A 22,988-nucleotide genomic window follows, 5' to 3' on the forward strand; every position below is an offset into this window, starting at 1 on the left:
TCTCCTCTCCCATTTCAAATATAGGAAATTGCACTCTCGCAGATGGGCAAATATAAAGGTATAAACACCATGCCACGGCCGACGGCCTCGCACGCTGTTTATACGAGACCGTTGGCGGTAATAGAAAACAAAATTAAAAATGAGTAAATATGATGAAGGTGAGTTAAATAAATTAAACCTAATGGTTGTTGCACTTTACTGTAGATACAGAAAGAGGGAAGATAGCTGGCTAAGCGGATTTTGGGCGAGGTCAGTAGTTGGTGCAGCCATAGTATTTCTGTTATTAACTTTGCTAGAAGTTGGACTAGTTTTATATGGACATGCGGGTTTAAGGACGTTTATTACCGATGCCTATTTATTTGTGTTTTTCATTCTATGGGGAATTAGCACGTTTAGTGTTTATAGGTTATCAATTCCAAACGATTTGCTATACAAAATATATTTACCTGAAGAGGATTATGTTAAAGGAAATATTATTGCCTTTTTATTTCTCTTTACAGCTTTATCTATTTGTGTGTCTGTCATGTTCTATACTGACAATATGTAATATTAGTAATAAGCATAAAACTACAACCGCCAACATTGTATAAAAATCATGCTACGGCCGACGGCCTTGCACGTTTTTTATACGAGACCGTTAGGTAAAATTATAAGAAATGAATCAATTCCAGGTACTGTTCGGACGATTGAAAAGAAAAGTAGATGAATTAGGAATTGTATTCAATAAACCTGCCACAGAAGAAGAAATATTTAAATTGGAGGAATCGGTTAGTCAAAAACTTCCCAATGAAATTCTCGAATTCTACAGTTTATGCAACGGATTTGAATCAGACGACTTCCTTTTTCGTGCGATTCCAATTTCAGAAATACTTGAATATAAAGCAGAGTTAGAAACATCTTCTTTTTACTTTTCAGAATACATGATATACAGCGACTCGTGGACAATTCAACTAAAAAGTGAAAAAGAATATTACATAGTAAATGGGAATCATGATACTGAAGAAGAAGTAATTCTCACTCAGTCACTCTATGAATTTATAGAAAAGTACCTAACGGAAGAAGGCATATTTGGGGACAATGGTCTTTATAGCTGGTTTGAAGAAATCAAAAAAGAAAAAAATAACTTTACCTAACACTGTATAAAAACCATGCTTCGGCCGACGGCCTCGCACGTTTTTTATACTAACCGTTATGTGCAATTGTAAATAGAAGTTATCGCGACGGCAAGCAAAAAATCAGCAGAAGCCGTCAAAAAATCAGGAATTGCTGCAAAAGTGAACCGGCAAAAGGTTAGATTACTTCAGCAAAAGAAAAGGAACACCGCCCGACTTTCATCAGCTAATGTTGCAGAAGAGGAATTGACCAGGCGTTTGAGCAAAAGGAATTTATCGGCAACGCGTGCAAACCGACCGATTCAAAATGCGTTTCTGGCCTCGTTTTCGGAAATGAAGGCAAAAACAGAAAGATAAAAGAAGCGGCTGATTCCCGTTTTTGGGCTCGTTTCCTGAAATCAGGCCAAAAACAGAGAAAAGTAAAATAGAAATCGGCTGCGGGCGCAAAGAAACAACTGCACATAACAACACCTAAACGTCACGCTTCGGCCGACGGCCTAGCGCGTCGTTTAGCATAGACGTTGGCATAAATGCTAAAAATGAAATATTTAATAGTAATAACCTTGCTTTTCACGTTCAACTTAAGTTTTGGACAAGTAAAAGACCCATGGAAAGGTAAGCCAAATTCTATTGAGGATAGCTTTCTGTGCCTCGACAGGATGTTTGGGGATACTGCAAAATACACATTTGCGACTTTGCCAGAGGACATATCAACTTTTCGACTTCACCATGGATTCGGCACATGGATAAGGAATAATTGGGGGCTTTGGGGCTCTAGTAAATTGAAACAAGAGCTAACTGGTTTAGGCTTTGTCCATCCAGATGATATGTCTTCATTTTTACTAAAAGCTTACCACCGAAGACTAAATAACAAACCGCTCCAGATAGAGGAAGAAGCAAAAGCTTACCAGGCTTATTGGAATAAAGCTGGCAGAGAAGGTTTTTCGGCAGGCGATTTAGGGAATGACCATACGAAGCGCACTACAAACCAAGAACTACTAGATTATTTTCCAGTGGGAGATACAATTGTCGTTAATCTCTACGCAACTCATAAAAAGCTATTCCAAAATTATGCATCTAGTGTGGAAGGCATAGCTGTTATAAAATCCCATAATACCGAAAAATTGAACATTAGGCTACTGTCAGTAAAACAAAAGGAAAAGCATTTGCCAGAACACAAAGCAGGACAAGAGTTTGAGATCTCTCCTATCAGTTGCAGTTTGATACCACCAAAAGGATGGAACGTTAAAAAATAAAAAGCACTTATGCCAACATTGTGCAAACACCATGCTACGGCCGACGGCCTTGCACGTTGTTTGCACTAGGCCGTTACCCGCAATTGAAAAAATAAAATCTGGAGCCGCTCCTGAAAAGAATCGCGGACTTCAGGAAGAAGAAATCAGAAGAGTTAGATTAGTCTTAGTAACGCCGACGGACGCAAAATGTGCGGGAAGAATTTATCAGCAATGTGCGCAAAACGGACGGACGATTCTGCGAGCGTTTTCGGGCTGTTTTTCCGAAAACAGGTCAAAAACGGAAAATTGAGAACCCCGATTCTGACCTGCAAAAAAGCAGGAACGGACGGAAAAAATAACGAAGTGCAGACTTAAAAAGGAATTGCGTTTCTGGCCTCTTTTCACGAAATGAAGCCAAAACTGGAAATCCAAGAATATAAGCAGAAGTTAAAAGAACAACAGCGGGTAACAATGTGTAAACGGCAGCTGGGTTTTATCCAGGCCGACGTTCCATCTCTGCCTGCCAGCGGTCAGCCGTCCGACATGAAACTGCGTTTCAGTCTCCCAGCCGACCGCTTACACGAGGCCGTTGTGTGGTATTATAAGAATTTAAAATAAATGGCTCTTGACTTTTATCGCCTTGATAATAAAGAATATCTATTTGGCTTAAATGACAAACAGTTTGATGAGCTAACAGAAATCTTTACAGATTTTCAATATCAGACAGGATTTGTAATTGACCAGTATGGCGACTTTAAAATGACTGTAGAAAATCAGGGAGCCATTATCAGAATCATCGACCGATACATTGATAAGACTGATTTGAATAAGAACAAATCTAAAACTTTGACAATTATCGAATTTAGGACTCTTTTAAAATATTACTCCCAAAGAAGGTTAGAACTGCAACTAAAAGGTGATTAGAATAAGAATGGAAATTATATACAGCATAGTAAAAAGAAAATAACACCACACAACCACAGCTAAACGTCAGCTCGGCCGACGGCTCTCGCCGCCGTTTAGCTAAGTCCGTTAGGTCTAATTTTAAGAATAAATCTAGTGCAACTGATAAGGCCAAAAATTATAGGAACACTTAAAATTGAGACGATGATGGCGGGCAATCTCGCGGTCATTAACGACATTAAAAATGCCCCAAATAAAATAATCATTCAATGCCGCTCGATTGAACACGGCGAGGAAATCATCAGAAAAATTAAAGCTGCGAAACCAGGCGAAAAGATTTTTCTATAGAGAACAAAAATCCACATTGTGTAAACCCGACTTCAGGAATGCATTTCTGGCCTGTTTTTTCGTATTTCAGGGCAAAAACGGGCGCACTGGGAAAGCAGGAAAGTTGATTACTCTCGGCAAGCTGTTTTCGGGCTCATTTTTCCAAAACAGGCCAAAAACAGAAAAAGACTTGCGGTCATCGCATAGAAAAAACTAGGCCTAACAACGTGTAAACACCAGCTAGGCCGACGGCCGTCGCCGCCGTTTACACAAGTACGTTATGGGCAATTATAAAAATTAACCTTTGAAGAAAATACTGATAGCAATATTGCTTTCATTTGCGAGCTGCAAATCAATTTTTAGGCAAAAATACGTTGAACCTTCTTGTGAGCTGGTAAGCGTAGAAAATGAAACACCAGTAGACAGCAGTAGTTTTTTTCAAGTTCACTACAAAAGCTTTGCAAAATCAGCCGAGCCAGGAATAATGTGGTATTCAAGAGGTAATGGTAGCGCAAGAATAGCTGTGTTTCAAGTTACTAATGCTGATATTTTCGGTAGTGTAGTAAGCGAAAGCGGACATAAGCAAAGTATTAGTTTCTTTGGTGAGGAAAAGCAGATATACGATAGACTTCTTTCCGACATTAAGTATCTAAACGTTGTTCAGGATTGCAAAGAATCTTTACCGACTCATGTCACCGTTACTGATGTTTACATAAAAGATAAAATCTCAATTAATTTTACCTACTATTCATTCCATTCACCTTTCAAATTAGGTCAAACCTCTAGAATGAATTTGGGAAACGCTTACAAGCTAATGGAATTGACTTACTATAAGATGCATAACCCAAATAGTGTAAAAAAATAACAGCCCATAACAACACCTAAACACCAGTCTCGGCCGACGGCCTCGCACGCTGTTTACACGAGACCGTTGTGCGTGATTATAATTATGAAAGAAGAAGATCTATATGATAGCTATAGATGCCCCAACTGCAATCTATCAAGGAAATTAAATGAGTTGACACATCTATTTAAATGGAATGAGCAATTCAAATCTCCCTACATGATTTCAGTTCTGGCTGCAGCAAGGCAAGGTCATCTGAAGTGGGCATGTGATGATTGCATTAAGAGTGAGAAGGTCATCGTGGGCAAGCCAGAAGAGCAGGATTGGAACGGAATCACTTATCCCTTCTTCACCCATAACGACGAAACACTAGAATGCCAGACCTGTAGATGCATGTTTGAGTTTTCCAAAGAAGAAAAGAAGTTCTGGTATGAGGACTTGAAATTCATAGTATGGTCATACCCAAAGAACTGCCCCTAATGTAGAAGAAAGATAAGGGAGCCAAAGGTAAAAAGTAAGAGGCTCACCGACCTGATTACAAACATTGAACAAACCGACTCTACAGGAATAGAAGAAATAATTGACATTTTCTTGAAGTACGGAAATTTTGAAAAGGCAAGATATTACCTGTCTGTATTGAAAAAGAGAGAAACTGCAGATGAAGGCAGAATAAATCTTATTAAAAAAAGAATAAATAACCTCGCACAACAAAGTGCATAAGCCATGCTCCGGCCGACTACTTACACGCAGCCTATACAAGTTTGTGGCGCGTCTTAAAAATGACACCGCATAAAAGAGGTACTATCTTTAAAGACAGTACCTCTTTTTTATTATAAATCTTCCAACTTCAGGACTTGATTTCCGTTTTATCTTGCCACTTAAAATCGCCTACTCTTCTGGAAACTAACCATCTATCGTTTACCCGAATGTAGTCATCTTCATAGGTAGCCCCAATGGTGGTCTTCATTTTCCTCCCCTTATCATTGCCTATGAGCGTTATCCAACAGTACCATTTTCCTGTAGCCTTATTGCCATCGATCTCAACCACCTGCTGGCCGTTACAATGATATACAGTTTCCATATCATGGAGGAATTCTGCAAAGGCCTGCGCCATTTCTTTTCTTCCTTCCAGCTTTAAAATTGTTTTTCCTTCTACTATCGTTTCAGAGATCGCATTTTCAGAGAACAGTTGCACCTGTCTTTCAAAATCCTTTGTATCCCCAAGAATTGAAATAGTATCAACGAGTTCCTTTAGTGCAATTCGATCGGCTAATTCATGTATCTCCACCTCTCAATTGATTAGATAGTAAGTGCTATTTTCCCTTGTATATGCCCTTCCGCTGCTCTTTCGTGCGCTTTACGAGCTTCGGCTAACGGAAAAACACTGTCTATCACAACTTTAATGGTGCCATCATCTAGCAAATCAGCTAGTGCTGAAAGTTGGGCGCCGTTTGAACGTACTTGGGTGGCAGAGACAGTAACGCCCAGTTTCTCCGCTTCATCAGCACCAGCAAATCCTAACGGGAAAATTGGAAATAAAGCCCCGCCTTTTTTAAGTGTTTTTAAGAAGCGGCCGGTGGTGGAACCGCCAACAGCATCAACGACCAAATCTAAATCAGACACAACCTCTTCCGCGTTGTATTTGGTGTAGTCAATAAATTCATCAGCACCCAATTCCCGCAACATACTTTCTTGCTTTGCTGAGGCAACGGCAATAACGTGTGCTCCTTTCCATTTTGCCAACTGCAATACAAAATGCCCAACTCCGCCGCCAGCGCCATTGACAAGAACTTTCTTGCCCGCCAGAGGAACAGGTTCATGGCGGCTAGGTTGAAGTGGATTAGGTTCATTGTGGCCAAGGTCAATTAAAAATTGCCAGGCAGTAAGTAAGGACATGGGCGCAGCAGCCGCTTGAATGAAATCAATGTTTTTGGGCTTTAAGGCTAATTCTGTAACGGGTACACGAACATATTCTGCATAGGCTTGACTCGGGCCGTAACTGGGAAACCGGACCATGGCATACACCTCATCACCAACAGAAAACTCCTGTACACCCTCACCCACTTCGACAATTACCCCCGAAATATCGGTACCCAAAATAATAGGAAATGGTACTTGGGGTTGCCATTCCGGCGGTAGCATTTTATATCCGTCTCGCAGATACCAATCGGGCGGATTTAGCCCGATCGCTTTCACTTTCACTAAAATTTCTCCTTTTGTTATTTCTGGGACAGGCGCATCTTCATACCGGAGAACTTCGGGACCGCCAAATTCGTGTTGTCTGACGGCTTTCATGATAGCAGGTCTGTCATTTTTCTGTTCTAAACTCATTTTCTTCATTCTTCAGTGAGCTTCAAAAGTAAAATGACAGCATACTTTCGGCAAGTATGTACTTTTTTGTATGCTACCTACCAGAAATAATGTAATATTGAGTATCAAGCATTTAAAATGAAAAAGAAAGAGAAGATTTGTCCGGAGGTTGCCACTTGTTCTGTTGATTACGCCTTCAAGCGGATTGGAGGAAAATACAAAGGCAGAATCTTATGGTATTTGCACGAACACGCCATTTTGCGGTATGGCGAGTTAAGCAGAACGCTGCCTGACATTACAACTAAAATGCTGACCCAAACTTTAAGGGAATTAGAGGCAGATAATTTAATTGATAGAAAAGTATACCACGATATTCCGCCCAAAGTAGAATATACCTTGACCGAAGTAGGCAATGAACTCATCCCCTTTATTAGTTACCTAAAAGAATGGGGCGACAAACAAATCAAAGAGGAACAGAAAAAAGCGCTATAAGCACGATGGCACAACATCGGTTTTGCCTAACGGCTGGTTAAGTGTGACCATTCAACATCGGTAATTCAGTTCCGCCACGATGCAAAGCCGTCAACCGTTGGCAAACAAATTATTACTCTCTCTTTAAATATGGAGAATGGATAAATCGAACGGTTAAGAAGAGATAGCGACAACTTTTATCAACGCTCGCGGAAGGACCATTGGAGTAACATCGGTTCGTAACTGGGTTCGGACACTGCCGCAAAATTCTACTGTACTAGACCTTGGCTGCGGAACGGGAATTCCGATCTCCAAGGTATTGCTGGAGGAAGGCATGACCGTTTACGGAGTTGATGCCTCACCCACGTTAGTGAATGCTTTTCGGCAACATTTCCCTCATTCACCTGTGATTTGCGAATCAGTAGAAAACTCTTCATTCTTCCAGAGGAAGTTTGACGGCGTTATAGCATGGGGGCTACTGTTCCTGCTGCCGAAGCAAGCACAGGAGAAAGTAATAGAGAAAGTAAGTGACACCCTGGAAATTGGAGGGAAATTCTTGTTTACTGCTCCTGCAGAAAAGACTCAGTGGAAGGATGTATTAACCGGGTACCATTCCATCTCACTTGGAGCAAAAACATACAAAGAAATAGTAGCAGCATCTGGATTATCTTTGATAGAAGAGTTTGAAGATGAGGGGAGAAACCATTATTACATTACAGTTAAAAGTTAACCAAACCATTCCCTAATCGGCACACAAAAAGAAACGACTCCATTTTCCGCTGACAGCTAACAGCTACAAACAGGAGACCGATACCGGCTATAGAACTTATATGAGATACAGAGAAGCGAACATTGAAGACATCAAGCAAATACAGGTTGTTCGTCATTCAGTAAAAGAGAATGTGTTATCAAATCCTGAGCGGGTGACAGACGCTGACTGTGAGGAGTTTTTGACGAAGAGAGGAAAAGGTTGGGTCTGTGAAATGGAGGATTTGGTAATAGGATTTGCCATTGCGGACCTAAAGGAAGACAATATCTGGGCCTTATTCCTGAAACCCGAATTTGAAGGAAGAGGAATTGGCCGTCAGTTACATGACCTGATGCTGGACTGGTATTTTTCCATCGGAAAGGAAAACGTCTGGCTGGGAACCTCCCCAAATACCCGGGCAGAAAACTTTTACCGGAAAATGGGTTGGACACAAACCGGCCGCCACGGTGAAAGCGAAATCAGGTTCGAGATGACCAGAGAAGATTGGCTAAAAAAGAAGGGTAGCACTCATTTCCTGAAGTAAAGAAACACACCAGGCATTTGGTTTCAAGCAGTTTCATTCAACCTTCTTGCCACTGTTAAATCAAGGCGTTATTAGTGCGCAGTCACAACCCATAGGGCAGTCAAAATAAACTTACTTTATTAGCTCTTTGGATTAAATATCTATATCAAATAAAACATGAAATACATACTAGCTTTTGTATTGATATTGTCCTCCCTGAGCTCAATGGCGCAGGTCAAAAAATATGTAAACAGTCTGTTCTTTCTACCTAATATACCAACTGAGAAATACGCGGGTAGCAATTATCGATTTAAGATTGACATAAAGTCTCAGCCAGAGGATACGTTGAGCAAAGTAACCATCTACGCTCTTCAAGTGGGTAAAGGCGATTATGATTTTCTGGAATACAACCATCCCACCAGTTTACCACAAGACACCCTGTGGAATACATACACCATCCATGGCAAGCTATCTGAACAAACCCGTAAAATTTGGTTCTATGTGAATCAAGTAGGGAATGGTAAGTTCTTCATTGACAACTTGACCCTACAAATCTCAGATAAAGGCACTTGGCGCACGATTGACATCCCAGACGGAGACTTTGAGAAAGTTGATCCCGCAAATCCATTGAAGAAGTTTGAGAAAAGCCTCAAAATTCCAGCAGGTACTCGCTTGTCCATTGAGCAGGTGTCAAATCCCACTCCGTCCAAGGCCCTGCTAGTAACAGCCTCGGGCGGGAAATTGCATTGGATAACACAGTACGGCTCTAATCCCCCGAAAGGAAATTACTGTTCCATCAAAGGGACACCTGTATACTATGAAACGTACGGTGAGGGAGAACCCTTGCTATTACTACACGGAAACGGACAATCCATTGGAGCATTCTCCAGGCAGATCCCTGAACTAGCGAAGAAATACAAAGTAATCTGCGTGGATACGCGGGCGCAGGGCAAAAGCATAGACTCCTCTTCAGCGCCCTTGTCATACAACCTATTCGCCGATGACATGAAAACGTTGCTGGACTCCTTGAACTTACGAAAGGTCCATGTAGTAGGCTGGAGTGACGGAGGAAATACAGCCCTAACGATGGCTATAAAGTACCCTGCTTATGTAGACAAAATTGCGGTGATGGGGGCAAACCTAAACCCAACTTCTGCTGCCGTACTGGAAAGCATGCTGAAGCAGACATCAAAAGATCTGGCCAGGTTGAAAAAGCAGGATGATTCAAAATCCAGACAATCTTCCAGGCTTCTTACCCTGCTTCTAACAGAGCCTAACATCCCGGCACAAGATCTGAATAACATACAGGCCAGAACCCTGGTCATGGCGGGTGAAAATGACGTTATAAAAGAGCAACACACTAAGTTGATAGCTGCTAACATCAAGGGCTCTAAACTGATTATTTTCAAAGGACAGACGCATAATCTACCTAAAGAGAACCCTGCTTTGTTCAATGAAGCCGTACTGCAGTTTCTTGCAGGCCAATAATCTTATGATGGTGGAAGGGCTTTATGAACGTTGTGATTTTATTGATAAGAGGGATATTAAACAGGGCACGATGAAAGCAAACAAACTGATGAGACAGATTCTGAAACCAACAAAAGATTTCTACCTGGCTGCTTCTGATTGATGCTTGTGCAAATAATTGTTTTGTAAGTTTTCTACTGGAGAATCGGTCTATTTCCTCATAAGCCTGCTCATACCGTTTTAAGCCTGTTTTCCAGAAATCAGGCTCAAAACGAGGTTTTCTTGAGAAGCCCTATTCCCTTACTACTTCAACCTTTACTGATAACAGATCAACCTGCGGGCCATGCTCGGCCAAGAGCGTGTTAATGGCAGAAAGCACCTGATTGATTTAGTTACGGTCCTCTGGGTTGGTGATACTTTCGTGGGCATCGTCCCTGATCACCCGTACTTGTCTGTAGAGGCCTTGGGTATACTCATGCCGTTGCTTGTCTGCGTGGAGCATGTGTCTCAGGCTGAGCAATAACTTTCTGACCACCATCACGTCTGCTTTTCCATAGGTGCGAATGGGGGTGAAAAAACGGTAGAGGAGCGTCTCCAAGGGAGTAGGTCGTTTGATGACCCGTAGTTTTCTGTTCTCATCAAGCAGGCCGTTGTGGGTGATGCTTTGCATGCGTTTAATGAATAACAGCGTTAAAAAGTCGATGGCGCTGAGAGCCGTCCCGGGGTCATTGATTCCTGGGCTGAGGGCTTTCACTGCTACTTCAGAAATCTGCCGAAGGCCGTTCTCGAAATCTACCACGGGTACTTCCTCCAGAGAGAAAATAAAGCAATTCTGCACTTCCTCCCGCAGCTCTTCCTGGTCCTGCAGGTCTCGGTTTGCCTGCACAAAGGGAAAGCCGGGTACAATGAATTTCCCAATAGACACAGTTATTTCAAAGATGAGATCCTCCTGCTGCGCCAGTTTATTCAGACTCTCCAACTCTATCACTCGCAGATAACCTCCTTCGGTGCTATGAATAGCATACCAGCTTTCTGGATCTCTCTGCTTTTTAAGTTCTTCATTCTCCTGCGTTTTCTGGGCCTCTTCTTCCAACGCCGCTTTGGTGGTTTCATAGATGCGCGTAAGAATGGTATTGGGTTGGATGGCGCGGGAAATGGAGTGAATGAAGTACACAAACAAGACCACGCAGCAGACGGCAAACAGCATGGCCAGCAGAATGCCAATCATAGGTACACTGGCGTTATCCTCGCCCTGTTTAAAGCTCAGGATTAGAATAAGTGTGTAAAGAATGGTGCCTATGTTGACGCCCAACACCAGCTGGTTCATCTTATCTGAAATGAGGCCCGGAATCACCCGGGGCGTCAGGTTAGAAGATGCCTGGCTGAGCACAATCATTACCATGGAGAAACTGAAGACCATTAAACTGATGGTCCCGGAGACAATGGTGGTGAGAATGGACCTGGCATTTTCTGGCTCAGAGTTGAGCGAGGAAAGAAAGTTCTGCTCCAGGTAAACGCCAACATGGGTTCTTTCAAAATATGAAATAAAGAAACTCAGCAGCAGAAAGCTTACAGCAATTACCGAGGGCCATAACGCAATACTACCTGTAATGAGAAGGAGGAGTTTGTGGAGCTTTTTGTAAAGTCTGTTCATAGGGAATCTTCATTCCTAGAAACGGAAGAAGCCTAGAGGGCGATGAACGAATAAGTACGGAAAACTTTGGGAGTATGTACGGTTTTAAGTAAACTGAGACAGAAACGCATGAACTTTCTAAGAACGAGTCCTGCAAAAATTGCATCTTTCATGAAGCCTTCTTATCAATAATCAGAAGCTTTCGCCTTTATGCGAAGGAAGGTATCTGCTAGAATCTTATATAGAAAAGACATTACAATACTTTATAAACCCCAATGAGTCACCAGCCTCTCCTGCTGATGGCACCTATACAATAAGCAGAAAAAAAAATGAAGAAAAACCTGATTCCGCTCATCATCCTACTACTGGTTGGCATACTTTCCTATAGCTACAACGTGGTGAGTCTTCTCTTGCTGGTCACCATCGGCTTGAGCTTGGCCAGCCTTCTGGTGGCCTGTTTAGTTAGAGTTTTCCGCCCCAGCCTAGGTTCAAGGTGGGTGAGCGTGCCCTTGGTCATCCTGGGCATCAGTATATCAGGGGTTTTGGTTGGACTGCTTCGCCCCTTGGCGCCTGCCGTAAGTAGCACCGGCGAGGCGAGCGATAAGTTAGCGTACGCCTACCAGATGGATCAGGCCGACCGGATGACCATTAAAACGCACCTCGGTCTGCCTAATGACAACATGAAGGAGCGAGACAGTGTGCGGCTGGAACAAGTCCAGCAACTCTACATGCAAAATCAGATCAGCAAACCCATAGATAAATTCCACGCCGCTTTTATATTCCACCACAGCAAGAAGAGCGCGCTGTTTGAAATAGCTCAGCAGCTGGCGGGTGAAGCGGCTTCCGTAAACGAGATTAAGAAGAACTACGTGGTGCAATGGCTAGCCAAAGCCACCTATGACAGATGGATGGTCTCTTTAGGGAAACCACAGAAATACGGAACCCAGGATAAGTTTAGCGTTAGTGTAGAATAATCGCCTTCAAACATCAGGAGTAATCCTTTTTTCATCTGCTTTCAGAAAAACAGGTCGGCTAAACTATAAATTTCGCTATTAAGTGACATCTTCACAGTAGGTACGCTGCCACTTCCCTCCCCTTTATGAGAAAAATGTTGTTGATGTTCAACCTTCTAATTGCTACCATCAGCTACGGCCAAACCAAAGTATGGCTGATTGGGACGGCACACGAAGAAAACAAGTACATAAACCCAGATAGCCTACTCAACATCTTCCATACAATCAAGCCAGATCTCATTCTGCTCGAGCTGGAAGACGAGCACTTCACTAAGGACTTTCAGTACAACGTAGAGAAATACCCGCTGAAGTACTTTCTCACCACAAATGAAAACATCGCCAGCTACAAATACCAACAGCAGAATGGAATCCAGCTTCGGCCGTTTGACCTCAACGGGAGACACGACTTCTACAAGAAAGAAAACTACCTGGAACAAGAAAACAAGCTATTCAGAGAAATGCTTGACCTGTACAAGAAGGACAAGTTTTCTGATGTCTGTAAAGCTGATTTTGAAATTTTACTTACCGTCTTGCAAAGCAACTCAGAACTCAACTTCCATTCCTTACGCGAGGCAAACACAGCTGCCGCAACCAAATTCCTGGCACTTAAGAATAAAGTCAGTTTTGACCTGATGCTTTCCATTGTTCTGCGCACCAACGAATTGAAAAATTGGCTCAGGTTTGCCAAACTTCGGAAAGATTATTGGGACGTTAGAAACAAAGCCATGGCTGAAAACATACTTCGCTACGTCAACGAGTTTAAAGGAAAAGAAATCATAGTATTGGTGGGTAATGACCACAAGTATGCCTTGCTTGATCTCCTGAAACAAAATAATCTGGAAGTAAAAAACTTCTATGACTAACGGCCACTGCTGCTTACCACTCCTAAACGCCAGCATGAGTGAACGGCCTCTCTCCTGATTCACACAAGGCAACCAGAAACCTCTATCCCGAATGAAAAAAGCTATTGCGCTTACCTCTATTCTTGTTCTTACCCTTCTGAAATCATTTGGGCAAACTTCCGATTTTGAGGAAGGTCTGAAATCCTTTGATGCGAAAGACTACAAAAAGGCCATTACGTTATTGAAGCCTTATGCCGATAAAGGCAACTGCACCGCCCAGTTTGTGATGGGCTACACGTACCAATATGGACTAGCCGTGGAGAAAAATGACGCGCTGGCCTTGCATTGGTTAGCAAAGTCTGCCGAACAAAAGCAGCCAGCGGCGATGGGACCACTAGCGGCCCTTTTGTTTAGCAATGCCCTTAAGGACAGGAAAGTTATAGTACAGGCGTATCTTTGGGCCATGCTGGCTGCCGAGTATTCTGTCGTCCAAAAACACACCTCTACCAGATACGTCATCAAAGGCCATTTAAAAGAGGACGAAATACAAGCTGGTGATCAGTTACTTGAGAAATACAAGCTCAACTGGAAAAACAAGGAAAACTGCAACTAACCGTGCCTTAACGTTGTGAAAACAATATTGTAAAGGGTAGAAACACCTGTGGCTTAGAGGAACCTCTAAGCCACAGGTGTTTGGTAAAAAAATAAGGTTTTATTAAGAGTCCCCTACTGCTTCTTCGCCTTTTTGGAGCGTTTTGTCTTTTTCAGGGCCATTTCGTTGTCTTCTAGTTCCTGCCCAAAATCCGGCATACCGTCTTTGGTCCATCTCAGTACCCGGGCGCGGGTATGGCGGTTGGGGTCGTAGAGCGGTTCGCCTTTGATGTCTTTGTAGTCGCGGGCATGGTAGATCATGATGTCGGTTTTGCCGTCTTCGGCCACAATAAAGCTGTTGTGCCCCGGTCCGAAACGCTTCAGGCGTTCATTTGTGTAAAAAACCGGCTCGGGTAATTTGTGCCAGGAAGCAGTATCTAATAAATCGGCTCCCTCCTCGGCCCAGAGTAAACCCAGGCAGTAGTTTGCGTCGGTGGCGCTGGCCGAGAACGTCACGAACACTTTTCCGTTCCGGATCAAAACGGCCGGGGCTTCGTTCACGCGGTGACCTTGAATCTCCCAGGCAAATTCCGGTTGGGTGATGATCACCTGTTTGTCATCCAGGGTGGTGGGACTCGTCATCCTGGCAATGTACAGGCTGGTGTTCGTCACCTTGTCGGGTGCTCCGCGGTCCACCCAAATCATGTAGCGCTGGCCTTTGTGCTCAAAAGTGGTGGCATCCAGGGTGAACTGATTGGGTTGGCTGACAATCTCCCCTTCCTCTTTCCACTCGCCCTGGGTGGGATCTGCCGATGCATTTGACAAGGCGTACTTCCGAATTTTCCATTTGTCTTCCGCCGAGCCAGCCGCAAAGTAGATGTACCATTTCCCGTTGATCTGGTGCAGTTCAGGTGCCCAGATGTGGTTGCCCATGGGACCTTTCTCGTGCTTGCGCCACACCACCACCGGCTTTGCCTCTTTTATGCCATTGATGGTCTTGGAACTCCTGATCTCCAGGCGATCGTACTCCGGCACGGTGGCCACAAAGTAATAGGTGCCATCCGAAGCTTTCCAGACGTGCGGGTCGGCCCGCTGCAACGCCAGGGGGTTGTTGAATTGGTTTTTCTTTAGTTTCTGCGCATGCACGGCTCCTCCACTCAAAAGGAGCATTACCGCGAAGAGGAATGTTAAAAGTCTGCTGGCGTTCATAAAGCTGGTTAACGTATCTACTATCTAAACTGAAACAGGTGAGTAATCTTGTTTAAAGATAAGCGTAGTTTTTACATTTATAAACAAAACGATTTGTCATTCCCTCCTTTCTCCCCCGGCAGACGTCTTCTTTTGACATAACTTCCCATTTTGCCGTGGTCCGTTCGATGTGCGGAGCGGGCAAAGCCGCACACATCCGTACCAAAGCTGCTCTTACCCCTGCCGGAGGCTTCCACTCGCCTCTCCAGTACTCACTTCCACCATCTTTCACTATTCAGGAGCCAACCGTGACTTGGGCGAACTATTGAAGATAGACAGCCGCATAGCTTCCGGGCACGTTTTAGGGCAGTTTTCAGAAAAAGAGGCCTAAAGCATTTTCTCGTTATATTTACCCCCTCCAACGGCTGGGCGCCATTAGCCCGCCTTCCTCCTGAACTCCTTTCCCATGGTTAACTACAACCCCAAAGAATGGTTTATCTTCATCTTTCGGTTTTCACGGTCAGACACCTCCCGGCGGTTGCTGCCGCTTTTGTGTGCCGTGGGGGCTTATGCCGGGCTGGTGGCGTATATTGAGCTGAACCATCCGCGGCTTTTCAATTCCACTGAGCTGAAAAACGTGGGGCTGATGCACAGTGTGCTGGGTTTTGTGATTTCGTTGCTGCTGGTGTTCCGGACCAACACGGCCTATGACCGCTGGTGGGAAGGACGTAAAATCTGGGGGAGCCTCACCAACAGTTCCCGCAACCTGGCCCTGAAACTGCAAGCCTGCCTCCCTGATCCGGAGGACCGCCATTTCTTCCGGAAGACGATTCCCAGCTTCGCCCTGGCCCTGAAAACGTCGCTCCGCCAGAACGAGGATTACCATGACCTGGACCCGGTACTGGACCTGAACCCGGCCAAACACATGCCCAACCAGATTGCCTCGGCCATCTTCCGGCGCGTGAACGAGCTGCACGTCTCGGGCGCCATCAGCACCGGCCAACTCATGATCCTGGACCAGGAAATCAAGGTATTGACTGAGGTGACCGGCGCCAGCGAGCGCATCAAAAACACGCCCATTCCTTTCACCTACAGTGTTTTCATCAAGAAATTCATCTTCCTCTACGTCATGACGCTGCCCTTTGGGTGGGCTTACAGCATGGGCTACTTCGTGATTCCGGTGGTCATGCTCATTCTGTACGCCATGGCCAGTCTGGAACTGATTGCGGAGGAAATTGAGAACCCGTTCGGGACCGATGACAACGACCTTCCCCTGGACCAGATCTGCCAGAACATCAAGAAACACGTGGGGGAATTGCTGGAGTAGTACATCCGCTCATTCCGTTTTACGCCTGAAATTGCGAAAAGAGCCGTAAAACAAGAAGGATAAAAAAGGCCTCGGGCATAAAAACCATTGCAGTTTTTATGTCCGAGGCCCTTTTACGTTGGTGACCTCTGCTTTATTGAGGACCCGCTTTGGGATCTATGTTCTTGGTCAGGTAACGGGTGAGCAAACTGCCTACGGCCCCAGATCCGGCGTATTTGGCCAGGTTGTCCAGCAGGTCTACCTGTTCTTTGGTCAGCCACTTCCAGTCTTCGGCGGCAATCAGGTGGAAACCCCTCACCCCTAGGCAGATGGCAATGATGATACCCGCCATGATGATGTTGGCCTGAATGGCCCAGTGGATGATGGTTCGGGCACCCTGCTCGCGCTGGTGCTCCCTCTTGCGCCGGTCGCTGGCAAACCATTCATCTTCTTCTCTGGCCTTGCGTAACGCTGCTTGCGGGGGTGGCGAGGCTCTGATGGCCCCCAGGTCAAGGGAAGGAGGAGAACTAGGCTGATTGGGCTGCATGGGGGGCGTTCACTAACTTCTGGTAATAGTCTTTGATGACATCATTGGGGATGATCACGTTGTTGCTGTGTTTTCCCTGGGTATCCCAGACCTGTTTCCAGGGGGTATGGTCCTGATGCGTCATGGCTGATAAGTCAATGCCGGTGAACTTCCCGTAGACCTCCCAGATCTTGTCCAGAAACGGTACCAGGGAAGCATCGGCGAGGGGAACCGCGGCCGTTTCACTTGCATTGAACCCGGTGGCCATCTGCCGGATGGAATCGCCCCCGAAATCCTTGAAACTGTAGTACACCGACGGCACCACTGGGCCATATTTCCAGGCTTCGATGGGCTCGGTGAGGAGTGGTTCGCCGGCCAGGCCCAGATACCACCCGTGCGCGATGTACACCAGCTTCACCAGCTTCATATTGGTAACGGGTTCGCCGGTGTCAAAAGACTTCTTGATAAAGTAGTTGGCAATGGCGAGGGCATTTTCCATGAGATGATGATAACGTATGCTTTCCAATTCAACAACCGGCTATACAAACCAGCTGGTCAAACACTTTTACAAAAATATAACAAAATCGCAGGGAAAACAAAGCCTGCCGCAGCGTTTATCGCCTGAAAAGCAGAAAGATAGCCTAAACCAATTTCCGCCTGCGGATGATGGAAACCAGACTTACTAAAAAGCAAAAAGCCTGCGCTCAGGAAAGGCACAGGCTAGTAAAATCCATCAGGGAGAAAGGCGCGCTTAATTCAACGCCTGCACGTAGAGGCGGCACTTCCAGAGATCCAGTTCGTCCATCACCAGTTTGGCCATGTACTCCAGGGTAAGCTGGTCATCAGCGGAAAAGGTTCTGGGCGCTTTGTCCACGATGCACACCGAGCCCAGGTGGAAGCCGTCATAGGTGGTGATGGGAACTGCCGCGTAAAAGCGCAGCCCAAACTCCCCTGCCACCAACGGATTGGTCAGCAGACAAGGCTCCAGAAGCGTATCCTCAAAAACGGTGGCCTCGGGCCGCAAGATGGCCAGAGAACACAGACTCACGCCTCGGTCTACCTCAGAGACTCCTTCCATGCCCACATTCCCTTTGAACCACACCCTTTCAGCATCTACAAACGAAACCAGGGCGATGGGCACCTTGAACACGTGGGCCGCCAACTCCGCGATGTGCTTGAAAGGTCCTTCGGTCTCGGTGTCTAAAATATGGTAATTATGCAGCTTCTGGATCCGTTCCGCATCATTCTCAGGGATGATCTCCACCCCAAATGTATTCTTCATTCCCATGTACTCTCACGCTTTGATCTTCGCTCATGACGAGCAGATGCAGACTGTACGTGCGCTTTTCCGCAAGGTTAAATGAAATTTTAAATATTTCATCGGAATAATTACAAGTAACTCTCCTCCAAGAGTCTGCTAAATATTCAAAAATAGCTATACTAGCCCATCCCTGATCTGAAAACCTGATGAAGCGATTGAAACACAGGCGATCTGTTTTAAGCCTCTTTTCTCAAAAACACCCCAGAAACAAATTCCGCAAAAACGAAGAGAGGAGCCGGTTTGGTGGGCTCCTCTCTTTTTAGGGGGACTGGCGGCAGAACTTAGGCCTGCTTCACCAGCTGGATTTCGGCATTCAACCGGATGTCATCGCTCACCACCACGCTGCCTGCTTCGGTCACTGCGTTCCAGGTCAGCCCGAACTCTTTGCGGCTGATCTTGCCGGTGATGGTGAAGCCCGCCTTGGTCTGGCCGTACGGATCTACCACAATACCGCCGAACTCAACGTCTACGGTGACCGGTTTGGTAGTGCCTTTGATGGTGAGGTCGCCGTGCAGTTTGGCAGAGTCTCCGCCGGTTTGCTCGTAGCGGTTGCCCACGAACCGAATCTCACCGTGGGTATCGGTGTCAAAGAAATCGGCTGATTTCAGGTGGGTGTCACGCTGCTCGTTGTTGGTGCTGATGGAGTTGACATCGGCGGTGAACACCAGCTGCGAAGCCGTACTGAAGTCATCGTTCTCGGTTTCCACCTCCACGTTGAAGGTCTGGAAATAGCCAGTCACGGTGGTGATCATCAAGTGCTTCACCTTGAACTGTACTTCACTGTGCATGGGGTCCAGAGACCATTTGGTTGTTGCCATAGTAGTTATCTTTAAATGTTTCCCCGCCCGGAATGGCCGTGAGGGCACTTGCCTCCTTGATTCCAAGGCTTAAATCAGTGTATCTACATAGATATGTATTCTATCCTTCAAATCAAAATGTTACCTACGTTTTGGGGGTGTTTTCCAGAAAACACCCCCAAAACGCTAAGAACGGGCCTTGAGCAAAGCTTACGCCTTGGCAGCGAAGCCCAACCAATTCCCTTAGCTTACCTGCTCTGCTTTGAGTTGGGTGGTAAGCTTGGTGATGTCCGTGGAGACTTTCCGGATAAACTCCAGTTGTTCTTTCAGCAGCAGCTCGTCTGACGTGAGGGAGGTTTTCTCCGGCACCTCGGCCTCGGTGGGTTGCCCCAGGTGCTCGGGCACTTTGAACGCCGGGTCAAGGTTCTGCAAGGCCTCCGTGAGGGAGAACAGCGCGCGCCGCATGGACCGGAGCAGGCTTTTGGGGTGACAGACCGGTTCGCGCTGCGTCTGCGTGGAGACGATGGTGGCGATGTAGGAAGACAGAATGTGGTTGAGCACCACAAACTGGTAGATCTCCTGCCGGTGGCGCTGCTTGCTTTTGGGCTCGCCGGCCATGCGCTGAAACGCCGCCGACAGGTTGGCCGCGTTCACGTACACCTCTTTGCGGGCCAGTTTGTACTGCATCTCGGCCACCGCTTTGCCGGCCAGCCCATCGGCTAACACCTGCAGGTAATTCAGGTTGGCCTGCACCATGTTTTTCAGTAATCGGCCTACTTGCTTGGACTCCCAGTTGGGGAACACAAAGTACGTGGCCGCAAACGCGATGGCGCAGCCCACCAGCGTATCCACCACCCGTTCCTGCACAATGGTGAGCCCGCCGCCGCCCAGAAAACTGAACAGAATGAGCATGAAGGGCGTCATCAGAATCACGCTCAACACGTAATTAATGCGCTGCACGCTGTAGAAGCTGGTCATGAACACCAGCATGAAAAAGAACTGCAGCGTATGGTCCTCCACCAGGTACAGCACCAGCAAACCCAGCGCCCCGCCCACCACCGTGCCAATGACCCGCTCCTTGTTGCGCTGCTTGGTGAGGCTGAAGGCCGGTTTGAGCAGGAAAATGACGGTGAGCAGCACCCAGTAACTGTGCTGCCCGTACGGGAACAGCTTGGTGAGAATGTAGGCAAACAGCGCCACCAACGCCACCCTGAACGAGAAACGGAACACCGAAGACTCCATGGTCAGGTTGCTCAGGAACAGCTTGGGGTCCAGGGTCTGGTGCGAGATGAAAGGCGAGAACTCCAGTTGCCGGGCCTTTTGCCGCACATCGGGCTGGTCAGAGGTGAAGTACGACCGGATGTCTGAAAGCCGCTGCGCGATGGACCGCACATTCACGAAGATCTTTTTCAGGGCCAGGTGACCCGTGGGCCCTTCCCGCTCCTCCAGCGCATCGATGCGGGTTTTCAGCTGGTCCAGTTTTCCGGTGACATCCACCCGGTTGCGGTGCGGCTGGTTCGCCTGAATGGCAAACCCGATGTTATCCAGTTCATCGGCCAGGGCCATGATGGTAGCGGCAAACTGGGGCAAGATGCCGGTAGGCCCGTATTTCTCCCGGATGCTGGCGTAATCATAATGGATGGCGGTCACCTGCTCGTACAGATCCACCATGTCTACAAAGGTCATCACCAGCGTGTGCCCCCGGTTGGTGGATTCCTTCATCATTTGGCGGCTTTTGAAGAGCAGCTCGCGCAGAGCGTCCTGCTTGTCACTCACCAGCACCTGCTGCGCGATCACCTGCCGGTAGCCCTCCTCCAGATTGGCCTGGGGCTGGTAGAAAGAGGCTTTGATCCGGATGAACTTGGCCACTTCCCGGAGGCACTCGCCCAGGGCCTGCTGGGCCGGGCGGTACGGCATGAACGTATTGGACAGCAAACTCAGCACCAGGTACCAGCCGCCGCCCGCCATCACCAGCCCGCTGTAAAGCAGCACCTCGCGCGGCTCCATGGGTCGGTCCATGGTCAAGACCAGCACCATCAGCCCGGCCAAGCCAATGAACGAGGCCCGCATGCCGTAGACCAGCAGCATGGACAGCACAAAGCAGGAAACCAGAATGGCCAAACCCATGGTGACCACGTGCATGCGCGCAAACCCCGTGACCAACGCCATCAAAGTACATACCCCGATGCACAGCAGCATGCCGTTGCGCTTATGGCGCTCGGGGCCCGGCGAATCGGCGAGGCTTACCCCGATGGCGCCCAGTGACATGGTGACGCCCAGCTCAAAGTGCCCCAGTTGCGAAAACACCAGCGAAGGGATGAGCGCCGCCACGGTGGTGCGGATGCCGTCATAGAAGTTCTGGCTGTAGAAAAAGTATTGAAGCTCCCGGACTTTCCTGTTCATTCCCTGATATACCTATTTTTTTCGTGCGATTCCTGATGGGCCATCTACGGCTCTTCCTTCGGTTTAGGGCCTGTTTTCAGAAAACAGGCCCTAAACCGGTTTCTCAGGATTGGCTTTTCTACTAACGGGAATGTGCTAAGGCAGGATATAGCAAGTCACCCTAGAGGTGTTTTCTCCCGTTTCGATTTCGTTCAAAGCCCACGTCCTGAGCAGTTTCCGGGGAGGCGTTTTGCGCTTGTTTTAAGGAAAGCAGACCTAAAACGGCGCGCTTTCGTAGATTTGCAGCATGCGTACTTCTTCAGAACTGGACATTGTGATCATCGGGGCGGGGCCCATTGGGTTATCCTGCGGCATTGAAGCCCAACAGGCAGGCCTAAGTTATGTGATTCTTGACAAAGGCGCGCTGGTCAACTCTTTGTATAACTACCCGGTCACCATGTCGTTTTTCTCCACCTCTGAGAAGCTGGAGATTGGTGGCGTTCCCTTTATCTCTGACAACCCCAAACCCCGCCGGAACGAGGCGCTGGAATATTACCGGCGGGTCACGCTCAAGTTCCAGCTGAACCTGCGGCTGTTTGAGGAGGTGCTCCAGGTGCAGAAATCCGGGGAAGGGTTTGAGGTGCAAACCAGCAAGGAGACGTACCGCGCCCGCAAGGTGATCATTTCCACCGGGTTCTATGACCTGCCCGCCACCATGGACGTACCCGGCGAGGACCTGCCGCACGTGACCCACTACTACAAAGACCCGCATTACTACGCCCTGCAGAAAGTGGTGGTGGTGGGCGCGAGCAACTCGTCTGTGGATGCCGCCCTGGAGACCTACCGCAAAGGAGCCGAGGTGACAATGGTGGTGCGTGGGCCCGAGATTGGCCGCCGGGTGAAATACTGGGTTCGGCCGGATGTGGAGAATCGCATCAAGGAAGGCAGCATCAAAGCGCATTTCAACTCGTCCATCACGGCCATCCGCCCCGGCGAGGTAGATATTATAACCCCCGAGGGTCCGCTCACGCTGGCCAATGATTTTGTGTTGGCGCTCACCGGCTACAAACCCAATTTTGAGCTGCTCCGGAAGTTTGGCGTGCAGCTCTCCCCTGACGAGAAACTCTACCCGCAGCACAACCCTGAGACCATGGAAACGAACCAGCCGGGCCTGTACCTGGCGGGCGTGGTCTGCGGCGGCATGGACACCCACCTCTGGTTCATTGAAAACTCCCGCGACCACGCCGGAAAAATCATCCAGCACATTCTGGCGCAGGACCGCGCTTCTTAGCTCCCTCCGTTTAAAGCTTGTTTTCCGAAAACGGGCCCTAAACGGCTCGGGCACCCACCGCACACACCAGAAGCAATTGGTAGTAAGGCTCTTGTTACAACATCAGGCGTGATCGCTTGCTTTGAGGACGTTTTCAGGAAAATGGCCCTGAAACGGTT

Annotated in this window: 25 protein-coding genes; 16 read left to right on the top strand and 9 right to left on the bottom strand. The window is 47.2% G+C overall.

The annotated features are described in order from the left end of the window. The first annotated feature begins 139 nt into the window (after window positions 1–139). The 6 genes from H7U12_RS06480 (at window position 140) to H7U12_RS06505 (ending at window position 4,901) form a co-directional block, all read left to right on the top strand. On the top strand, window positions 140–547 hold the full coding sequence (locus tag H7U12_RS06480; protein WP_186634791.1) for a hypothetical protein: 408 nt from the start codon (window positions 140–142) through the stop codon (window positions 545–547). A 109-nt stretch (window positions 548–656) separates the two neighbouring features. Then, window positions 657–1,133, top strand: a complete 477-nt coding sequence (locus H7U12_RS06485; RefSeq protein ID WP_186634794.1) for an SMI1/KNR4 family protein — start codon at window positions 657–659, stop codon at window positions 1,131–1,133. Between the two features lie 518 nt (window positions 1,134–1,651). Further along, a complete protein-coding gene (locus H7U12_RS06490; RefSeq protein ID WP_186634797.1) occupies window positions 1,652–2,368 on the top strand; it encodes a DUF6794 domain-containing protein in 717 nt (238 codons plus the stop codon). Window positions 2,369–2,965: 597 nt separating this feature from the next. Then, window positions 2,966–3,271, top strand: coding sequence for a hypothetical protein (locus H7U12_RS06495; RefSeq protein WP_186634800.1), 306 nt, complete (start codon window positions 2,966–2,968; stop codon window positions 3,269–3,271). Window positions 3,272–3,881: 610 nt separating this feature from the next. Next, on the top strand, window positions 3,882–4,442 hold the full coding sequence (locus H7U12_RS06500; protein ID WP_186634803.1) for a hypothetical protein: 561 nt from the start codon (window positions 3,882–3,884) through the stop codon (window positions 4,440–4,442). 84 nt (window positions 4,443–4,526) lie between these two features. Further along, window positions 4,527–4,901: a hypothetical protein gene (locus tag H7U12_RS06505; RefSeq protein ID WP_186634806.1), complete on the top strand. Its 375-nt coding sequence runs from the start codon at window positions 4,527–4,529 to the stop codon at window positions 4,899–4,901. Between the two features lie 367 nt (window positions 4,902–5,268). Here H7U12_RS06505 and H7U12_RS06510 read toward each other — a convergent pair whose 3' ends face one another. Next, complete coding sequence (locus H7U12_RS06510; protein WP_186634809.1) at window positions 5,269–5,709, bottom strand: nuclear transport factor 2 family protein; 441 nt, start codon at window positions 5,707–5,709, stop codon at window positions 5,269–5,271. Between the two features lie 11 nt (window positions 5,710–5,720). Beyond that, window positions 5,721–6,761, bottom strand: coding sequence for an NADP-dependent oxidoreductase (locus H7U12_RS06515; RefSeq protein ID WP_206683894.1), 1,041 nt, complete (start codon window positions 6,759–6,761; stop codon window positions 5,721–5,723). Window positions 6,762–6,869: 108 nt separating this feature from the next. Between H7U12_RS06515 and H7U12_RS06520 the strand changes: the two genes are divergently transcribed. The 4 genes from H7U12_RS06520 to H7U12_RS06535 all read left to right on the top strand — a co-directional run bounded on the left by H7U12_RS06520 (window position 6,870) and on the right by H7U12_RS06535 (window position 9,961). After that, the gene (locus H7U12_RS06520; protein ID WP_186634812.1) at window positions 6,870–7,223 is read left to right on the top strand and encodes a winged helix-turn-helix transcriptional regulator; all 354 of its coding nucleotides are present in this window, start codon (window positions 6,870–6,872) and stop codon (window positions 7,221–7,223) included. A gap of 235 nt (window positions 7,224–7,458) precedes the next feature. Further along, window positions 7,459–7,932 carry a class I SAM-dependent methyltransferase gene (locus tag H7U12_RS06525; RefSeq protein WP_194362509.1) on the top strand — a complete coding sequence of 158 codons (474 nt, stop codon included), beginning with the start codon at window positions 7,459–7,461 and terminating at the stop codon, window positions 7,930–7,932. A gap of 100 nt (window positions 7,933–8,032) precedes the next feature. Then, on the top strand, window positions 8,033–8,494 hold the full coding sequence (locus tag H7U12_RS06530; RefSeq protein WP_186634815.1) for a GNAT family N-acetyltransferase: 462 nt from the start codon (window positions 8,033–8,035) through the stop codon (window positions 8,492–8,494). A gap of 156 nt (window positions 8,495–8,650) precedes the next feature. Next, window positions 8,651–9,961 carry an alpha/beta fold hydrolase gene (locus H7U12_RS06535; protein WP_186634818.1) on the top strand — a complete coding sequence of 437 codons (1,311 nt, stop codon included), beginning with the start codon at window positions 8,651–8,653 and terminating at the stop codon, window positions 9,959–9,961. Window positions 9,962–10,328: 367 nt separating this feature from the next. Here the strand turns inward: H7U12_RS06535 and H7U12_RS06540 are convergent, their stop codons facing one another. Next, entirely contained in the window at window positions 10,329–11,594 is a 1,266-nt protein-coding gene (locus tag H7U12_RS06540; protein ID WP_186634820.1) for a DUF2254 domain-containing protein, read from the bottom strand. 308 nt (window positions 11,595–11,902) lie between these two features. Between H7U12_RS06540 and H7U12_RS06545 the strand changes: the two genes are divergently transcribed. From H7U12_RS06545 to H7U12_RS06555, 3 genes are all read left to right on the top strand, one after another. Next, a complete protein-coding gene (locus tag H7U12_RS06545) occupies window positions 11,903–12,547 on the top strand; it encodes a hypothetical protein (protein ID WP_186634822.1) in 645 nt (214 codons plus the stop codon). Between the two features lie 143 nt (window positions 12,548–12,690). Next, on the top strand, window positions 12,691–13,449 hold the full coding sequence (locus H7U12_RS06550; protein WP_186634824.1) for a hypothetical protein: 759 nt from the start codon (window positions 12,691–12,693) through the stop codon (window positions 13,447–13,449). A gap of 91 nt (window positions 13,450–13,540) precedes the next feature. Further along, window positions 13,541–14,041 carry a tetratricopeptide repeat protein gene (locus tag H7U12_RS06555; protein ID WP_186634825.1) on the top strand — a complete coding sequence of 167 codons (501 nt, stop codon included), beginning with the start codon at window positions 13,541–13,543 and terminating at the stop codon, window positions 14,039–14,041. A gap of 113 nt (window positions 14,042–14,154) precedes the next feature. On the opposite strand, the gene H7U12_RS06560 is transcribed toward H7U12_RS06555, so the two are convergent. Next, window positions 14,155–15,228: a glycoside hydrolase family 43 protein gene (locus H7U12_RS06560; RefSeq protein WP_186634827.1), complete on the bottom strand. Its 1,074-nt coding sequence runs from the start codon at window positions 15,226–15,228 to the stop codon at window positions 14,155–14,157. A 445-nt stretch (window positions 15,229–15,673) separates the two neighbouring features. Between H7U12_RS06560 and H7U12_RS06565 the strand changes: the two genes are divergently transcribed. Next, entirely contained in the window at window positions 15,674–16,534 is an 861-nt protein-coding gene (locus tag H7U12_RS06565; RefSeq protein ID WP_186634829.1) for a bestrophin family protein, read from the top strand. A gap of 133 nt (window positions 16,535–16,667) precedes the next feature. Here H7U12_RS06565 and H7U12_RS06570 read toward each other — a convergent pair whose 3' ends face one another. After that, window positions 16,668–17,060 (bottom strand): hypothetical protein, encoded by a 393-nt coding sequence (locus H7U12_RS06570; protein ID WP_186634832.1) that lies wholly within the window; start codon window positions 17,058–17,060, stop codon window positions 16,668–16,670. After that, window positions 17,041–17,538 carry a Panacea domain-containing protein gene (locus tag H7U12_RS06575; RefSeq protein WP_186634835.1) on the bottom strand — a complete coding sequence of 166 codons (498 nt, stop codon included), beginning with the start codon at window positions 17,536–17,538 and terminating at the stop codon, window positions 17,041–17,043. The genes H7U12_RS06570 and H7U12_RS06575 overlap by 20 nt, the downstream gene beginning before the upstream one ends. 16 nt (window positions 17,539–17,554) lie before the next feature. Here H7U12_RS06575 and H7U12_RS06580 point away from each other — a divergent pair, with 16 nt between their 5' ends. Next, a complete protein-coding gene (locus tag H7U12_RS06580) occupies window positions 17,555–17,725 on the top strand; it encodes a hypothetical protein (protein ID WP_186634838.1) in 171 nt (56 codons plus the stop codon). 65 nt (window positions 17,726–17,790) lie between these two features. Here H7U12_RS06580 and H7U12_RS06585 read toward each other — a convergent pair whose 3' ends face one another. The 3 genes from H7U12_RS06585 to H7U12_RS06595 all read right to left on the bottom strand — a co-directional run bounded on the left by H7U12_RS06585 (window position 17,791) and on the right by H7U12_RS06595 (window position 21,560). Further along, the gene (locus H7U12_RS06585; RefSeq protein ID WP_186634841.1) at window positions 17,791–18,321 is read right to left on the bottom strand and encodes a GAF domain-containing protein; all 531 of its coding nucleotides are present in this window, start codon (window positions 18,319–18,321) and stop codon (window positions 17,791–17,793) included. Between the two features lie 320 nt (window positions 18,322–18,641). Then, complete coding sequence (locus tag H7U12_RS06590; RefSeq protein ID WP_186634844.1) at window positions 18,642–19,178, bottom strand: YceI family protein; 537 nt, start codon at window positions 19,176–19,178, stop codon at window positions 18,642–18,644. 222 nt (window positions 19,179–19,400) lie between these two features. Then, window positions 19,401–21,560, bottom strand: a complete 2,160-nt coding sequence (locus H7U12_RS06595; RefSeq protein ID WP_186634847.1) for an FUSC family protein — start codon at window positions 21,558–21,560, stop codon at window positions 19,401–19,403. 286 nt (window positions 21,561–21,846) lie between these two features. Here H7U12_RS06595 and H7U12_RS06600 point away from each other — a divergent pair, with 286 nt between their 5' ends. Then, complete coding sequence (locus H7U12_RS06600) at window positions 21,847–22,830, top strand: YpdA family putative bacillithiol disulfide reductase (RefSeq protein ID WP_186634850.1); 984 nt, start codon at window positions 21,847–21,849, stop codon at window positions 22,828–22,830. Window positions 22,831–22,988 lie beyond the last annotated feature (158 nt).

Source organism: Rufibacter sediminis (genome assembly GCF_014269285.1).
GTDB lineage: Bacteria > Bacteroidota > Bacteroidia > Cytophagales > Hymenobacteraceae > Nibribacter > Nibribacter sediminis.